At 40.0% G+C, this 16,995-nt stretch carries 14 protein-coding genes; 7 read left to right on the top strand and 7 right to left on the bottom strand.

Going from position 1 to position 16,995, the window contains the following annotated elements:
• The first annotated feature begins 134 nt into the window (after positions 1–134).
• From nagA to FHY45_RS13815, 3 genes are all read left to right on the top strand, one after another.
• Positions 135–1,310, top strand: coding sequence for an N-acetylglucosamine-6-phosphate deacetylase (nagA, locus tag FHY45_RS13825; protein ID WP_066106141.1), 1,176 nt, complete (start codon positions 135–137; stop codon positions 1,308–1,310).
• Positions 1,311–1,321: 11 nt separating this feature from the next.
• Positions 1,322–2,050, top strand: a complete 729-nt coding sequence (gene nagB, locus FHY45_RS13820; RefSeq protein ID WP_066106867.1) for a glucosamine-6-phosphate deaminase — start codon at positions 1,322–1,324, stop codon at positions 2,048–2,050.
• 217 nt (positions 2,051–2,267) lie between these two features.
• Entirely contained in the window at positions 2,268–2,966 is a 699-nt protein-coding gene (locus FHY45_RS13815; protein ID WP_257469122.1) for an N-acetylmuramoyl-L-alanine amidase, read from the top strand.
• A gap of 35 nt (positions 2,967–3,001) precedes the next feature.
• Here FHY45_RS13815 and FHY45_RS13810 read toward each other — a convergent pair whose 3' ends face one another.
• From FHY45_RS13810 to FHY45_RS13780, 7 genes are all read right to left on the bottom strand, one after another.
• Positions 3,002–3,346, bottom strand: a complete 345-nt coding sequence (locus tag FHY45_RS13810; protein WP_066106135.1) for a phage holin family protein — start codon at positions 3,344–3,346, stop codon at positions 3,002–3,004.
• Positions 3,343–3,555, bottom strand: coding sequence for a PspC domain-containing protein (locus FHY45_RS13805; RefSeq protein WP_066106133.1), 213 nt, complete (start codon positions 3,553–3,555; stop codon positions 3,343–3,345). The genes FHY45_RS13810 and FHY45_RS13805 overlap by 4 nt, the downstream gene beginning before the upstream one ends.
• Before the next feature lie 38 nt (positions 3,556–3,593).
• Positions 3,594–4,694 (bottom strand): DUF4097 family beta strand repeat-containing protein, encoded by a 1,101-nt coding sequence (locus FHY45_RS13800; RefSeq protein ID WP_066106130.1) that lies wholly within the window; start codon positions 4,692–4,694, stop codon positions 3,594–3,596.
• Positions 4,695–4,728: 34 nt separating this feature from the next.
• Positions 4,729–5,052, bottom strand: a complete 324-nt coding sequence (locus FHY45_RS13795; RefSeq protein WP_139892200.1) for a magnetosome magnetite crystal formation protein family — start codon at positions 5,050–5,052, stop codon at positions 4,729–4,731.
• Positions 5,053–5,263: 211 nt separating this feature from the next.
• Positions 5,264–8,134, bottom strand: a complete 2,871-nt coding sequence (uvrA, locus tag FHY45_RS13790; protein ID WP_139892199.1) for an excinuclease ABC subunit UvrA — start codon at positions 8,132–8,134, stop codon at positions 5,264–5,266.
• A gap of 7 nt (positions 8,135–8,141) precedes the next feature.
• A complete protein-coding gene (uvrB, locus tag FHY45_RS13785) occupies positions 8,142–10,118 on the bottom strand; it encodes an excinuclease ABC subunit UvrB (RefSeq protein ID WP_139892198.1) in 1,977 nt (658 codons plus the stop codon).
• Between the two features lie 197 nt (positions 10,119–10,315).
• Positions 10,316–10,543, bottom strand: coding sequence for a CsbA family protein (locus FHY45_RS13780; RefSeq protein WP_066106119.1), 228 nt, complete (start codon positions 10,541–10,543; stop codon positions 10,316–10,318).
• Positions 10,544–10,809: 266 nt separating this feature from the next.
• On the opposite strand from FHY45_RS13780, the gene FHY45_RS13775 reads away from it, so the two are divergent.
• From FHY45_RS13775 to FHY45_RS13760, 4 genes are all read left to right on the top strand, one after another.
• Positions 10,810–12,096, top strand: coding sequence for an ABC transporter substrate-binding protein (locus FHY45_RS13775; RefSeq protein ID WP_139892197.1), 1,287 nt, complete (start codon positions 10,810–10,812; stop codon positions 12,094–12,096).
• A 100-nt stretch (positions 12,097–12,196) separates the two neighbouring features.
• A complete protein-coding gene (locus FHY45_RS13770) occupies positions 12,197–13,492 on the top strand; it encodes a carbohydrate ABC transporter permease (RefSeq protein WP_139892196.1) in 1,296 nt (431 codons plus the stop codon).
• The gene (locus FHY45_RS13765) at positions 13,493–14,317 is read left to right on the top strand and encodes a carbohydrate ABC transporter permease (RefSeq protein WP_139892195.1); all 825 of its coding nucleotides are present in this window, start codon (positions 13,493–13,495) and stop codon (positions 14,315–14,317) included. It begins immediately after the preceding gene.
• A gap of 36 nt (positions 14,318–14,353) precedes the next feature.
• Positions 14,354–16,294: a glycoside hydrolase family 15 protein gene (locus tag FHY45_RS13760; RefSeq protein ID WP_139892194.1), complete on the top strand. Its 1,941-nt coding sequence runs from the start codon at positions 14,354–14,356 to the stop codon at positions 16,292–16,294.
• Positions 16,295–16,995 lie beyond the last annotated feature (701 nt).

Genomic DNA, 16,995 nt, shown 5'->3' with positions numbered 1-16,995 from the left:
GATTATTAAATTTGTGCTTTCATTTTATCATTATTTCCTACATAACCATACAATTACAATAATATAATTCTGGTTTTTCTAAAAAGTTAAAAGTACCATAAGGATAGGACAACTTACCTGGGGGTTTAAGAGAAATGACACTACTGATACAAAACGCAACGATATATCAAGAGAATGCCATCCTGCAAAACGGATATATCTTAATTAAAGATAATCAAATTAAAGAAGTGGGTCTTATGGAAAACTCACCACAGCACGCTGATGAAATTATCACCCTTAAAGAGGGACAGCTAGTACTGCCCGGTTTCATTGATATCCACATTCATGGCGCGGCCGGGGCTGATGCCATGGATTCTACAGAAGAAGCACTTAGAATCATGGCAAAAGAGCTGCCTAAAGAGGGAACCACATCTTTTCTTGCAACAACAATGACACAGGATCCTGCCAATATAAATAAAGCGTTACAAGCTATCAAAAGCTTTAAGATTAACGGAAATCCTGCCGGAGAAACCGAAATGCTTGGCGTACATTTAGAAGGTCCATTTATCAGTCCATCAAAAGCAGGAGCACAGCCGTTGCATCATATCAAGAATGCCGACGTGGATTTATTTAAGGAGTGGAACGAATCATCAGGTAATGCAATCAAATTGGTCACTCTTGCTCCGGAACAGCCTGGTGCAAAGGAATTAATTAAACATCTCCGCAATTCAAATATCATCTGCTCCATGGGTCATACTAATGCCACATACGAACAGGCATCAGAGGCGATTGAACACGGAATTTCGAATGCTACACATTTATTTAATCAAATGACCGGCTTACACCATCGTGACATAGGTGCCGCTGGAGCAGCTTTGCTGCATGATCAGGTATTCGTGGAGATGATTGCGGATGGAATTCACATATCACCTGAAATGATAAAGCTTGCCCTCAAGGTTAAAGGCACAGAAAAGGCCATTCTTATTACGGATGCCATGCGGGCAAAAGGAATGGCGGATGGACAATATGATCTTGGCGGACAGGAAGTAACCGTTACAGGTGATGAAGCGCGTCTTGCAGATGGTACTTTGGCAGGCAGTATTCTCAAAATGAACGATGCCATAAAAAATGTATGTCATTTTACCGGATATTCACTGCAAGAAGTTGTCCAAATGGCATCTGTTAATCCAGCTAAACAGCTTAATATTTATGATCAAAAAGGAAGCATTGTTGTTGGGAAAGACGCAGATCTTGTGATTATGGATACAAACTTTAATGTATCCACGACAATCTGCCGTGGTAAAATAGCTTACAGAGGTGAAGAGCAATGAATCAAACAACTATGAGGATTATTAAAGCAGACAATTATGATGAAATGAGCCAAATTGCAGCAGAAATTTTCATCAGCAAAATCAAGCAAAAACCGGATGCAGTCCTTGGACTCGCTACCGGAAGCACCCCACTCGGTCTCTATAAAAATCTTATAGAGGATCACCAGAAAAATGGGACAAGCTATCAGCAAATCCATACCGTAAACCTGGATGAATATATAGGGCTTTCAAAAGATAATCCAAACAGCTATCACTCCTATATGATGAATAATCTATTCAAATACTTGGACATCCCACAAAATCATATTCATCTTCCACATGGGGATGCAGAGGACCTTATGCAGGAATGTGAGCGATATGAAACGGTGATAAATAATCTTGGTAATGTAGAGCTTCAGGTATTAGGAATCGGAAAGAATGGTCACATTGGCTTCAATGAACCTGGAACACCATTTTCCAGTAAGACACATATCATTGAATTAAAAGAAAGCACTCGACAAGCTAATGCCCGCTTCTTTAATCATCTGGATGAGGTTCCAAAACAAGCGATCACAATGGGCATTTCTACAATTATGAAAAGCAAAGAGATTATACTGCTCTCTTCTGGTGAAGCAAAGGCAGAAGCAACCTACAAACTGATTCACGGTGATCTAACAGAACAACTACCAGCAAGTATTCTAAAGCAGCATCCGGCAGTAACCGTAATCGTAGATAAAGAAGCAGCTTCTATGCTCGATTAATCATTGGCTTTCCACATTCTATGGAGTGCTATAACGCATATTAGATGAAGCCATTACATACATTCTGACAGCCATGAAGCCTGACTGAAATATAATATCCATTTTAATCAAGAGATCCTGTCCTTTTAATTTAAAACGTCACCATAGATGGGCCATTTAGATGGCTTGCCTCATATTATGGTAGTAAAAGGACAGGGGGCTTTTAAAGTTGAAGATTATGATTGATGCAGGCCATGGCTATAAAACACCTGGAAAGTCATCACCGGATGGAATGAAGGAATATGAATTTAATCGAAGTGTTGCTGAATATTTAAAGGATCTATTAACCAACTATCAAGTTAATACTTTCTTTGCCCATTCGGACATAGTAGATGTTCCTTTACAAGAAAGAACGAATCGTGCAAATTCTCTCCATGTAGATTTATATGTATCAATTCATGCCAATGCCGCTGTAAATCGGGGTTGGCATAAAGCAGAAGGTATTGAAACGTATATTCATACATCAGGGCCCAAAGAAGCCCTCTCTCTCGCCACAAAAATCCAGAATAAATTGATTGCCACCACCGGTTTACAAAATCGGGGAGTTAAAACGGCTGATTTTCATGTGCTGAGCGCCACAAAAATGACAGCTGTACTGGTTGAATGCGGGTTTATGACAAATGAAAATGAAATAAAGCTGCTTAAAAGCAATCACTACCGAAAAAAATGTGCACAAGCAATTGCCGAATCTATCATCTCTCATTATTCATTGAAAAAGAAATTAAGCAATCCTTCCAAAAAATCAGATCCGGAAAAAATACTGTACAAGATTCAGTTAGGTGCCTTTTCAGACAAGCAGAATGCAGCCAACTTAGCAACACAGCTAAAACGTCTTGGTTTTGAAACAACCATCATAACGGACAAGCAAGAATGCTAAAAAACCTGAAGCCTAGTAAACAGGCTTCAGGTTCTTTATTTATCATCCATTACACTTTCCATAATCGTATTAACCAATGAAAGAATAATCGATACCAGGAATGTCAGCCAGAAGCCATTGATATCAAAGGCACTTCCCATTGCTGCATCCGTAATCATTAACACAATGGTATTAATGAAGAGCAGAAATATTCCTAGCGTAATGATCGTTATAGGTATCGTTAGGATGGTTACAATTGGTTTGACAATTACGTTAAAGATGGATAATACAATGGCTGCAATAATGGCTGCACCAAACCCGGTTACATGAACACCTTCAAATATCTGTGTCAGCAATACGAAAACGACTGCATTAACAAGTATTTTGGCTATCCATTTCATATGTCCATCTCCTTCACTTCTTCTCTCGGCATAAAACAGCTAAGAATCGTATAGGGAATAATCAGCATAAAGCTAGTTGGAATGAGCGCGATTATAAATAGGATACGCAAAAGCTTTGAACTCATACCAAAATATTGTGAGATTCCTCCAAGGACACCCGAAACAATCTTATCTGACCTTGAACGGACAAAACGCTTTTTTTCCTTCAAAATACATCGCAGCTCCTTTTAATCCATTAACGTATTGATTAATGTTTGATTTTAATATTACCGGCTCTTGATTCGGCCAAAATATGAATGGATTCCTCATAATTACCCTCTGATTTGAATCGGAGCATCTTTTGGACCACATCACTTTTTTCCTCAATGATGTGAATACCCTTCAGGTCAATATTAAAACTGCCGAGATTGGATTTTAACTCCCCATCACATCCAGTATTTGCTGGGATTTGCAGATTAATACTTCCTGCCGACGCCTTAGCTCGGATCGTTTCTCCATAACGGCCGGTTTGTTCACATTGAATGCTTCCATTAATCGTCTGGAAATCTCCTTTTCGGAAGCCTCCCTGGATTTGGATTGCACCATTCATCGTTTCGACTTCCAATTCGCCTACATCAAATCCTTTAAGATTGACAACACCATTGACCGTCTCAAATTCTGCTTCTCTTGCATTCAAATCCGTAAATTGAATTTGCCCATTACCCGTTTTGGTCATGACCGTATCGACTTTAACATTTTCACCGGTAATTGCTCCGTTAAATAGTCGAATTTTCAATTCCTCATAGCGATTGTCTGGCACACGAATGATTGCTTGTAATTTAATGGATTTGTCGTGTGCAGCAAATCGAAGTCTTCCTTCTTCAAGCGAATAAGTTACTTCTTTAAGAAGTTTTTCCCTCGCTTCAGTCGTATTTTCTGCCCTATACACCTTCGCCTGGCATTCAATCCTAATCTCGTCCTTATCCCATGGGAGGAACTGGACACTGCCGTTTGCCAGATCGACATCTATTTTACGCAAAGATACATGATCATGATGATAAATATGCTCGATATCAACCGCTGAGCCAAAATTAAGGTCAAAATCTACATCTTTTATCTTTTTAACAACATCGTCTACGATTCCTAATAGTTTATCCATTGTGGATGCAGACTTTTTGGATGGTGACCCCTTATATTCTGATTCACTTTGGTTTACAACCGTTGATAATTCACTGGTTTCTGTCCTTTGCTCATCTTCTTTAATCAGTTTGTCTTTCTTTTCAATTTGCTCAAGTAATAATAATGCTTCATCGGCGTTAAGTAAGCCTTCCTTCACCATTTCCAAAATTCTTTTTTTCTCTTGATTCATTCTTACCAGCTCCCTTTTCTATGGTATGTACCTATCAATCCTTTACTAGTTTAATACCCTGAATGACATTCCAAATCATCACAATAAAGCTAATCAAACCGAAAAGAAACATAGCCAGTATAGCAGTATAGGGCAAGGCCGTTATTTCCGAACTCGAGGCAAGCTGAGTTAGAAATACAAAGAACACGATAATGCCCATGACGAATGGAAATAGATGTGAGATTAAAGCTCGTTTAGCATGCCCTTTTAGCTCAAAATCATCTACAGCTACGAAATAAATAACCGTAGGAAAGATGAAGCCTAAAAAGAAGAAACTGAAATAACATAGAGCAGCCAGAAATCGATTAGTTGTTGTCATAGATACAGACACCTCTCCTAATTGTACGTATAAATTGAAAGAAAGTTTCTTATATATCAACAATACCTTACAACAATTGGAAAATGGTAACTTTTCGATTATACCCTGGCCAGAAATCGTTAATCTATGAGTTTTCTAAAGGTGCACGGGCAAACGTATGAGTAAGTTCTCTGAAGCAAATACGCCGGATATGGATAAAAAGCAAGCCGTTTTATCTGGCGGCTTGCTTTTCCTTGATTTTATTATTCATACGGTCCCGATCACGTTCTAGAACGGGCTTCAAATATTTTCCTGTATAAGATTCAGGTGTCTCCGCTATGACCTCCGGTGTTCCGGTAGCCAAAATGGTTCCGCCTTTTTCTCCACCTTCAGGACCTAAATCAATTAAATAATCAGCTGCTTTAATGACATCTAAATTATGCTCAATGACAAGCACTGTATCGCCATTATCAACCAAGCGCTGCAATACTTCCAAGAGACGCGAGATATCATCAACATGAAGTCCTGTTGTCGGCTCATCCAAAATATAGAGTGAGCGGCCATTGGAGCGACGGTGTAATTCACTCGCCAGCTTAACCCTTTGCGCTTCTCCGCCGGATAGTGTTGTGGCAGGCTGACCCATCTTAATATATCCCAGACCAACATCATAAATGGTTTGGATCTTCCGTTTGATTTTCGGATGATTTTCAAAGAACTGAAGTGCTTCTTCTACTGTCATATCTAAAATATCAGAAATATTCTTCCCTTTATAGGTTACTTCCAATGTTTCCCGATTATACCGCTTTCCATGACAAACCTCACAAGGAACATAGACATCCGGAAGGAAATGCATTTCTATTCGGATGATTCCATCTCCACGGCATGCTTCACAGCGTCCGCCTTTAATATTGAAACTGAAACGGCCTTTCTTATATCCACGGACCTTCGCTTCATTTGTGGAAGCAAACACATCCCTGATATCATCAAACACACCTGTATAGGTTGCCGGATTGGATCGCGGCGTACGACCGATTGGTGATTGGTCAATATCAATCACTTTCTCCAGTTCCTCCACACCTTTTATCTCGCGGTGGTTTCCTGGTCTCGCTTTCGCCCTGTGCAGCTTTTGAGCTAATGATTTATGGAGAATTTCATTCACTAATGTACTTTTACCTGATCCGGATACTCCTGTAACAGCTACAAATGTCCCAAGCGGAAAAGATACATTTACATTTTTTAGATTATTCTCTTTAGCACCTTTAATCTGGATTAATCGTCCATCGCCCTTTCTGCGTTCCTGTGGCAAAGGAATGAATTTTTCCCCTGATAAATATTGGCCCGTTAAGGAATTAGAATCTGCCATCACTTCTTCAGGCGTACCTGCTGAGACAATCTCACCGCCGTGCGCTCCTGCTCCAGGACCGACATCAATCAAATAATCCGCTGCCAGCATCGTGTCCTCATCATGCTCCACCACAATAAGCGTATTCCCGATGTCACGCATACTTTTCAGCGTCGCAATCAATCGGTCATTATCACGTTGATGAAGACCAATTGAAGGTTCATCCAAAATGTATAAAACACCTGTTAAGCGCGAGCCGATTTGAGTAGCCAATCTGATTCGCTGTGCTTCTCCCCCTGAAAGTGTTCCGGCTGCTCGGTTTAATGTCAGATATTCCAAGCCAACATTATTCAAAAAGCCCAGCCTTTCTTTGATTTCCCTAAATATCAAACGGCCGATACTCATATCTTTCTCGGATAGATTCAAATTTTCAAAGAAATCGTTAGCATCTTTAATAGAGAGGGCCGTAATCTCGCCAATATGCTGTCCTGCTATTAATACCGCCATTGTTTCCTTCTTCAGGCGATAGCCTTTACAGGTTGGACATGCCTGCTCGGCCATATATTTTTCCATCTGATCGCGTGTATAATCTGAACTCGTTTCTTTAAACCGGCGCTCTACATTAGCCAATACGCCTTCAAATTCCACTCTGTTTTCCCGTATTTGCCCGAAATCATTCTCGTAACGGAAATAGATTTTCTCCCCATCCGAGCCATAAAGAATTTTATCAAGCTGGCTTTCCGGTAGTTGAGAGACTGGAACATCCATATCTATACCATAGTGATTGCATACACATTCAAGCAATTTAGGATAATACTGAGAACTGGTAGGTACCCATGGAGCGATTGCATGCTCCCTTAATGTTAATTCCGGGTCAGGAATTACGGCAGCCCGGTCAACTTTTACTTTAAAGCCCAGTCCATCACATGTTGGGCAGGCGCCAAATGGACTGTTGAACGAGAACATCCGAGGCTCCAATTCCCCAATTGAAAATCCACAATACGGACAAGCATGATGCTCACTGAAAAGCAACTCTTCCTCGCCTATTACATCAATGATAACTTTACCATCACCCAGACGGAGTGCAGATTCAAGTGAATCAGCTAAGCGGGCATTGATTCCCTCTTTCACGACAACCCGGTCGATGACCACTTCAATCGTATGCTTTTTATTTTTATCCAGACGAATATCATCATCCAAATCATACATTTCTCCGTTTACACGGACACGGACATACCCTTGCTTTTTAATATCTTCAAGCATTTTGACATGGGTACCTTTTCTGCCTGTTACAACCGGAGACAGAATCTGCATTTTCGTGCGTTCTGGATAGGACAAGATTCTGTCTACCATTTGCTCAATCGTTTGAGATGTAATTTCAATCCCATGCACAGGACAGACTGGTTTGCCGACTCTGGCATACAATAAACGCATATAATCATAAATCTCTGTCACTGTCGCAACGGTTGAACGAGGATTGCGGCTTGTCGTCTTTTGGTCAATTGATATCGCCGGAGACAGCCCTTCAATCAAATCAACATCCGGTTTATCCATTTGGCCGAGGAACTGCCGGGCATATGCGGAAAGAGATTCCACATAGCGGCGCTGTCCCTCCGCATAGATTGTGTCAAAAGCCAGAGAGGACTTTCCGGAACCGGATAAACCCGTCAGTACAACCAGCTTATCCCGGGGGATTGTCACATCAATATCCTTAAGATTATTGGTCCTGGCCCCTTTAATTACAATTTTATCAAGTGCCATCCTATGTTCATCCTTCCACTTTTAACTCTAAAATTAAATCTCTAAGTTCGGCAGCACGTTCAAAATCAAGCGCTTTGGCTGCTTCCTTCATTTCTTTTTCCATATTTGCAATTACTTTTTGGCGCTCTTTCTTGGATAGTTTCTCGTATTTATTTGCAGCTTTTTCTTCTTCATCTTCCGTTATATGAGTGGCCCGAATGACATCGCGAATATCCTTCTGGATCGTCTTAGGAACGATGCCATGTTTCCTGTTATACTCTTCCTGGATCGCACGGCGCCGTTTAGTCTCTGAAATCGCTATTTCCATGGAATTCGTTATTTTATCTGCATACATAATAACATGACCATTCGAATTACGGGCAGCACGGCCGACCGTTTGAATAAGAGACCGTTCTGAACGCAGGAATCCTTCTTTATCCGCATCAAGAATAGCTACGAGTGAGACCTCCGGAATATCAATCCCTTCACGCAGTAGATTTATTCCAATCAACACATCATATTTTCCAAGACGCAGATCTCTGATGATTTCGATTCGTTCAAGTGTTTTAATCTCAGAGTGCAAATATTGAACCTTGATGCCAAGCTCTTTTAAATAATCCGTTAAATCCTCAGACATTTTCTTAGTCAATGTAGTGATTAGGACACGCTCATCCCTTGTGATTCTCTCGTTAATTTCCCCTAACAAGTCATCAATTTGACCTTCAATCGGGCGAACATCAATAGTTGGATCCAGCAGTCCTGTTGGACGGATAATCTGTTCAACCATTTCCGGTGAATGCTCCTGTTCATAAGGCCCCGGTGTAGCAGACACATAAACAATCTGGTTGACATGTTCTTCAAACTCCTGAAATTGCAAAGGCCTATTATCCATTGCGGACGGCAAACGGAAACCATGATTGACAAGTACCTCTTTCCGGGCGCGGTCTCCATTATACATTCCGCGAACCTGCGGGACTGTAACATGGGATTCATCTATAACCATTAAAAAGTCTTTAGGGAAATAATCAATAAGGGTATAGGGGGTAGAGCCCGGCGGCCTTAAGGTCAGATGTCGGGAATAGTTCTCGATTCCTGAACAAAAGCCCATTTCTCTCATCATTTCAAGATCGTAACGGGTTCTTTGCTCCAACCGCTGTGCTTCGAGAAGCTTTCCTTCACCTCTTAAAAAGGTGAGCTGCTCTTCCAATTCCGTCTCAATATTTTGAATAGCAATCCTCATCTTTTCTTCTCTTGTAACGAAGTGGGATGCAGGGAAGATAGCTACATGATCTCTTTCGCCGATAATTTCTCCAGTCAGCGCATCCACCTCTCTGATCCGTTCCACTTCATCGCCGAAAAATTCAACACGTACACAGTGTTCATCCTTTGAGACCGGAAAAATCTCTACTACATCTCCTCTTACTCGAAATGCTCCGCGTTGAAAGTTAATATCATTTCGTTCATATTGAATGTCGACCAATTTACGTAATAGCTGGTTCCGCTCCATTTCCATGCCAACTCGTATGGATAAAACCATTTCCCCGTATTCTTCTGGAGAACCCAAGCCATAAATACAGGACACACTGGCAATAATAATGACATCCTTCCGCTCAAATAATGCAGATGTTGCAGAGTGGCGCAGTTTATCTATCTCATCATTAATACTGGCGTCCTTTTCTATAAAGGTATCGGTCTGAGGTACATACGCTTCAGGCTGATAGTAGTCATAGTAACTGACAAAATACTCGACTGCATTATTCGGAAAGAACTCTTTAAATTCACTGTACAGCTGTCCAGCAAGCGTCTTATTATGAGCAATGATAAGGGTGGGCTTATTAATCTCTTTTATCACGTTTGAAATCGTGAATGTTTTTCCGGTTCCAGTAGCGCCAAGCAGCGTTTGATGCTTAACGCCATTATTAATTCCATTCACTAGCTCTTTAATTGCAGTTGGCTGGTCTCCTTGAGGAGTATACTTGGAAACCAATTCAAATTGTTTACTCACACAAAAGCCCCTTTCATCATTTTCATCTCAAGTCTCGTTTTATTTGATAACAATATTTTACCACAATCATCTATAAACAAACCAATAAAAAGCGAACAAACATTCCCATTTTTTTAACTTTAATAATATCATTTATGCCCATCCTGCAAAAAAATAAAAGAGTCTTCCTCAATATTGCGGAAGACTCAGTCTGTTGTTTATGCACTTTTAGGTGTTCTTTTGATCATCCGCTGAGAATACCAATACCCCGCCGTTAATGAAAATGCGTCAATTATAATCAGAGGCCAGGATGATGTATAGCCTTTATACGCTGATGCGGCGATTAGGGCAACAGTTAAACATAAACCGACTATGCAGCTATATGTCACTCTTGAAAAGAGCACAACTAATAAACCTGGAGCTAAAAGAGCTATTAAAATCTTCATCTGAGGTCTCACCTGCTTCCTCTGGAATCACGCAGCTATTTTCCAGCAATTCTATTCAGCTACAAATATATTACATTTCATGTGATTAATCCAGCAGGATACTAAGTTAATCGCTGACTGGCCCTCCATTTGGCACCCCTCTGACTTCAAATGTGTCCATAGGCCTTTAGGATCATGTATGAAATTTTATCCAAAATTAGGTTTCGTTAACCAAATCTAAAGGAATTTATAAAGAAGCAAGTATTCATTAATATAGGAGGGAAAATATGAAACTTAAAAAATGGTTATCCATCTCTTCTGCTGCTTTCTTAGGGATTGCCTTAACAGCATGTTCGGATGCCGAAGAAACCTCTAATGATGAGAACGATTCAAAAGAAGAAACAGTTGAAATTACATATGCCAGAGGAGTCGATACGACAGGCAGTACAGAAAAACTGATAGAAGCATTCGAGAAAAAACATCCGAATATTAAGGTAAACTATCAGGAAATGCCGAATAGTTCTACTCAACAGCACGATCAATATGTAACCGCATTCAGTAGTAAAAGTGCTGAAATTGATGTATTTGATGCAGATGTTGTTTGGCCGGCAGAGTTCGCCCAAGCTAACTATGCGATGGAATTAGACCGCTTCATCGATCAGGATAAAATAAATCTCGAAGACTACTTCCCCGGTCCAGTTGAAGCCGGGAAATTTGAAGGTAAGCAATGGGCTCTGCCAAAATACTCAGATGCCGGTATTCTTTATTATCGAACAGATTTGGTTAGCGAACCCCCAAAAACATGGGATGAGTTGATAGAAATGGCTAAAGAAGGAAACGGGAAAGAAGGCACAAGCTCAGGCTTTGTCTTCCAAGCAAAGCAATATGAAGGTATTGTTGTGAACGCCATGGAATTCATTGCCTCCTACGGCGGCAAAATCATCGATGAAAACAATGAAGTCGTCATTAACAGTCCAGAAGCCAAAAAAGGACTTAGTAAAATGGTTGAAATTGCAAACGCAGATTTCATGCCAAATAACATTTTAACTTTTACCGAAACGGAAACTGAATCTGCCTTTAAAGAAGGCCAAACTGTATTCGCACGCAACTGGCCCTATATGGAAAAAACAGCTGCTGATAAAAGTACCTCAAAGGTAGCTGGCAACTTTGCCTTTACCTCCTTGCCTGCTGGTGATTCAGGCTCAGCTTCGACACTCGGAGGCTATATGGCCATGATTAACCGCTATACTGATCATCCAAAAGAATCATGGGAATTTGTGAAATTCATGACTGGGGAAGAAGGACAAAAAATCTCTGCGACCGAAGGCGGACGTGCTCCAACCATAAAAGCTTTATATGAGGATAAGGAAGTACAGGATGCGGCTCCTGTTTTCAAAGAAAAGTCTTTTGTTGAAACACTAGAAAACGCTGTACCTAGGCCGGTTACTCCAAATTACCAGGAAATATCGGATATTTTGCAAATCGAAATTTCTAAAGCATTAACAAAGGATATTACAGTTGATGAAGCCATTGAAAATATGGAATCGAAAATGAAGGCTGCATTGAAGGAATAGATAACTTAGCCTAATAGGAACGGCAATGGGAGGGAGATGGGCACAAAAGCTTGTCTCCTATTTTTTAGCTTTTGAAGTCCATCCTGAAAGGAGTAATGATATGAAAAAGAAATTTTCGCTATCCGAACGACAATTAGGATATGCCATGATTATCCCTTCTCTTATACTAATTGGAATTGTTGTTCTCTATCCAATTACCATGTCTTTTTGGAACAGTATGTTTGATTATCGATTGAATACTCCAGAGAAATCCGTACGAATGCTATCTTCTCAAGTTGACCTTGAACGGTATGCCACTGATTATTATTATCTACAAAAAAATCTAGAAGAATTGAATAGCGATAAATCCAGCCGATGGGCAGAACTCATTGAAAAAAATCATCAAAAACTTTTAAATGAATCCGATATCGAAAAGCAATATGAATATGTAGAGAAAAAGGTTGCCAACTTTGAACCTATTAAGGAGAAAGATGAAAAATATGCCTCCATTAATGAGGATACAGCAGAAGCCTATAAAGCTGATTTAAAATCCATCAGTGGTGAATTGAAAGCGATCGAGGGAGAGCAGTCAGAACTTGCAAAGGATACAGCTGCTTTATCTGCTTCTGTCTCTGATTCTATTTTGAAGGAAAACTTTGTTGGGTTAGGTAACTACAGTAAATACCTATCTGATGCACGCATGTGGAAATCGTTATCCAATACGATGATTTTCACAGTTATTACAGTCTTTTTTGAATTGGTGATTGGATTAGCCATTGCCTTATTAATTAATCGAGCGTTCTTTGGCAGAGGTGCGGTCAGAGCAGTTGTATTAATTCCCTGGGCGATCCCTACCGCTGTATCAGCGATGATGTGGATGTTCCTCTATGATGGGCAATCAGGCATTATCGCCCACTTGTTCGAAGAGCTTCATATTATTTCAAACGCCGGGGATTTATTAAGCACAGGTGCCGGAGCGATGGCGTCTGTTATTCTAACGGATATATGGAAAACAACACCCTATATGGCTTTGTTATTGTTAGCGGGCTTGCAGACCATCCCCAAGGATGTTTATGAAGCTGCTTCAGTCGATGGAGCAAGCAAGTGGTACCAATTCCGCAGAATAACACTACCTTTATTAAAATCCAGCATTCTTGTTGCCCTGCTCTTCCGTACACTTGATGCGTTCAGAGTATTTGACCTCATTTTCGTCTTAACAGGCGGCGGACCTGCAAATTCAACAGAAGTGATTACCATATATGCATATAAAACCTTATTCGCTCAACAAAATTTCGGCGAAGGCTCCGTCCTCTCGATGATTGTGTTTGTTTCAGTGGCGATTATCAGCCTGATTTACATTAAATTCATAGGTTCTGACCTATTTGGAGACCGCATAAACGGAAAGGGGGAAAATTAAATGAAGAAGTCTGTAAAAACCATACTTTTCTATGTGTCGATTGCTCTTTTTATCTTTGTTATCATGTTCCCATTTCTCTGGGTCTTTCTTACATCCTTAAAAGAACCGGGTGAAATTTTTGCCTCGTATAAATGGTGGTCCAAGAATCCATCTCTAGATTCATATAAATCTGCTTTAACTTCAAGGCCCCTGCTCGGTTACATGAAAAATAGTTTAATCGTTTCTACCGTTACGACCGTAATCGCCATCACGTTTGCATCATTTGCAGCTTATGCGTTAACACGTTTACCGATTAAAGGAAAGGGTATTATATTTGCTGTAATACTAGCATCATCTATGTTTCCGCATATCGCTATTATTTCACCAATCTATAACTTTGTAACCGACTTCAATTTACGTAATACGTATACAGGGTTGGTGATTCCCTATATTACATTCAGCTTACCTTTGGCTATTTGGCTATTATCCACGTTCTTTCAGAAAATACCAAAGGATCTTGAGGAATCAGCGAAGATGGATGGTGCTACACCATTTCAAACCTTTAGAAGAATCATTTTCCCATTGGCTGCACCCGGCGTATTTACGACAGCCATCCTTGTATTTATCGCAGCTTGGAATGAATATTTATTTGCTTTAACTATTAATTCAAAAGAAGCAGCACGAACTGTACCAGTAGGTATATCCCTTTACCAAAGTGATTACACCATTCCTTGGGGTGATATAACGGCAGCAACTGTCATCGTCACCATTCCAATTGTTATATTGGTGTTGATTTTCCAAAGAAAAATAGTATCCGGTTTGACATCAGGATCAGTGAAGGGATAAAACAAATGTACTGTTTCAACGTTGAGGGGGATTTTGTTGGAAAAAAAACCTTATATTACAGAAGCAATCATTGGTAATTCAAGCATGCTGGTATCTTTAACAAAAGATGGGCAGGCGCAAAGAATCACATGGCCAAATATCGATTTTCCTCAGCATCTAAATCTATTTTATACAGGTATTCGCGGCATTGAAGGCTCGGTAAAGACCTTCTTCCTTCATGAGAATGTTTGGAATCATAAACAAGCCTATATGAACCGTACGAACATTTTAGAAACGATTTCCACACTCGGCGGTTCTGGCTTGTCTATCAGACAGCTCGATTTTGTGTTACCCAAAAAAGATGTCTATGTTCGACACTTTACCTTTAAAAATCTATCAGATCGTCCACAAAATATAAGCTTCGTAGTTTACAGCGATTTTATGATTGATGAAAAAAGACGCTATCAAACTGTTATGTTCGAGGAAGATACAGATAGCTTTACCCATTACCACAGAGAATATGGATTTGCAGTTGGCTCCACTCATAACGTTAAGAAATTTCAATGTGGAGCTACATTTAAGGAGCTAAATGACGGTATTCTTAGGGGTAAAAGAATTGCCAATAAATCATCATGTGGAATTGAATATGATCCGCTTTCTCTCGATCCCAACGAGGAAAAATCCATTACGCTTTATATTGCAGCAGGCAACGGCTCTCAAGGAGCGATTGACATCTTAAAGGATGTAAAAGAGATTCCCTTTGACGAACATTTCAAGGAGACCTTGCACTATTGGTATGAATATTTGGATCAAGCGAAGCCAGTTGAAATTAAAGATGAACGAACAAAGAAAATTTATGAGCGTTCTTTACTTATGTTTCATTTAATGAATAATAAAAATGGCGGTTTCATTGCTGCCCCTGAGGTAGATGAGGAATATGCCTTTTCAGGTGGATATTCCTATTGCTGGGGTCGTGATGCAGCCTACACCGCCACTGCATATGCTCGTGCAGGCTATCACAGACAGGTTAAAGAGTTTTACCGATTTGCCAGAACTCTTCAGGATGAGGAAGGAAAATGGGATCAGCGCCACTATTTAGACGGACATTTAGCTCCTGCCTGGGGCTTGCAAATTGATGAAACAGGCTCCATTCTGTGGGGACTCCATCAATTTTATGAAATTACCGGTGATGAGGACTTTGTAGTTGAAATGTGGCCAGTCATGGAAAAAGGGGCGGACTTCCTTACTAAGTTTATCGATCCCATCACCCATCTCCCTCTTCCTAGCATGGATATATGGGAAAAAAGAGAAGCTGAACACTTTTATTCAGCCGCCGCAGTATATGGAGGGCTGTTAGGATCTTCTGAATGGGCCGAGAAATTAGGTCATCCCGAAAAAGCTATTCTTTATAGGAATACTGCAGCAGCTATTAAAAAGACTATCATGCAGATTGGCTACAATGAGACGAATGAAGCGTTTTTCCGAGCTTTTCATTTAAGACTCGATGAACCGGCCTACTTAAATAAGAAAGCTCAGGGCAAGGATGTCTCAAAGGAATATGATGCCAAGGGATATCCAATCTATCGTCAGGTCAGGGATGATGTCATCGATATCTGTTTACTTGGCCTTCAGGTACCCTTCAATATGATTGATGCCAATGATCCAAAAATGAAACAAACAGCTGCCACCATTGACCGACTGTGCCGCTCCAAGATTATTGGCGGTATCGAACGCTTCCCGGGGGATATCTATATTAGTGGTGACCCTTGGATCATATCGACGCTCTGGCTCGCGATTTATTATATTCGCATTAATAAACAGCTTGAAGCAAAGAAATTATTTAAATGGGTCGTCGATCATGCCACTGATTTGGATCTTTTAGCAGAGCAAATTGACAAAATTACAGGCAGACCTGCCTGGGTATTACCGCTTACTTGGTCACACGCTATGTTCATTTTGACTGTTTTAGAAATGAAAGAGAATGGAATAGAACTTTAACCGCCTGTGGATAAGCCAAGTTGTCCACACACTTATACACGGTAATCACAGTTTATTCATAACATTTAATAAGCAAAGTAAATTTCCCCCTGTGGATAAACTATGCAAAAAGGATCTTCAGGTCTATATTGGCCAGAAGATCCTTTCATTTTATATGGATATACTTTCTAATCTTCTAAAACAACTTAAGCCATCATCTCTGACTGGATGGATATACTATAGACAAGCAACCTTTTCAGCAATACCCTGAGTATCATCACTTAATCTATGGTTATTCTCGATATTTGTTTGAGTTAATATATATCTGATTATTGATTTCTTAATACTGTCAATTACACGTTCCGGCTATTTCAGAGGCAGCTTCCAAACTTTTCAGAACACATATGAAAAGAACTATAATCAACTGCATACCTTCCGAAACATTCATAACCCCTTTATTCATTTGGATGATTATAGATTCTCGGGATTAACTGAGATCCCTCTAAATCTGCCATCAAGGAAAAAAAGCTAATGAACATTGCAATCATTATGATTTATACTTAGGTAGTATTATAAAATAATAATATTTAAATAATTTCGTTCGTCTAAAAAATACTCCAAATAAACCGAAAATAAAATTGAACCATGTGCTGAAACTAAATCAGGTATTTATTTCATGATAGATATTCAATAAAGAGGGGGCATAACATATATAATACGAT

The sequence above is a fragment of the Bacillus sp. D386 genome, assembly GCF_006346415.1.
Note: the sequence above shows the minus strand (reverse complement) of the source record. Positions and strands in the feature narration are given on the sequence as shown.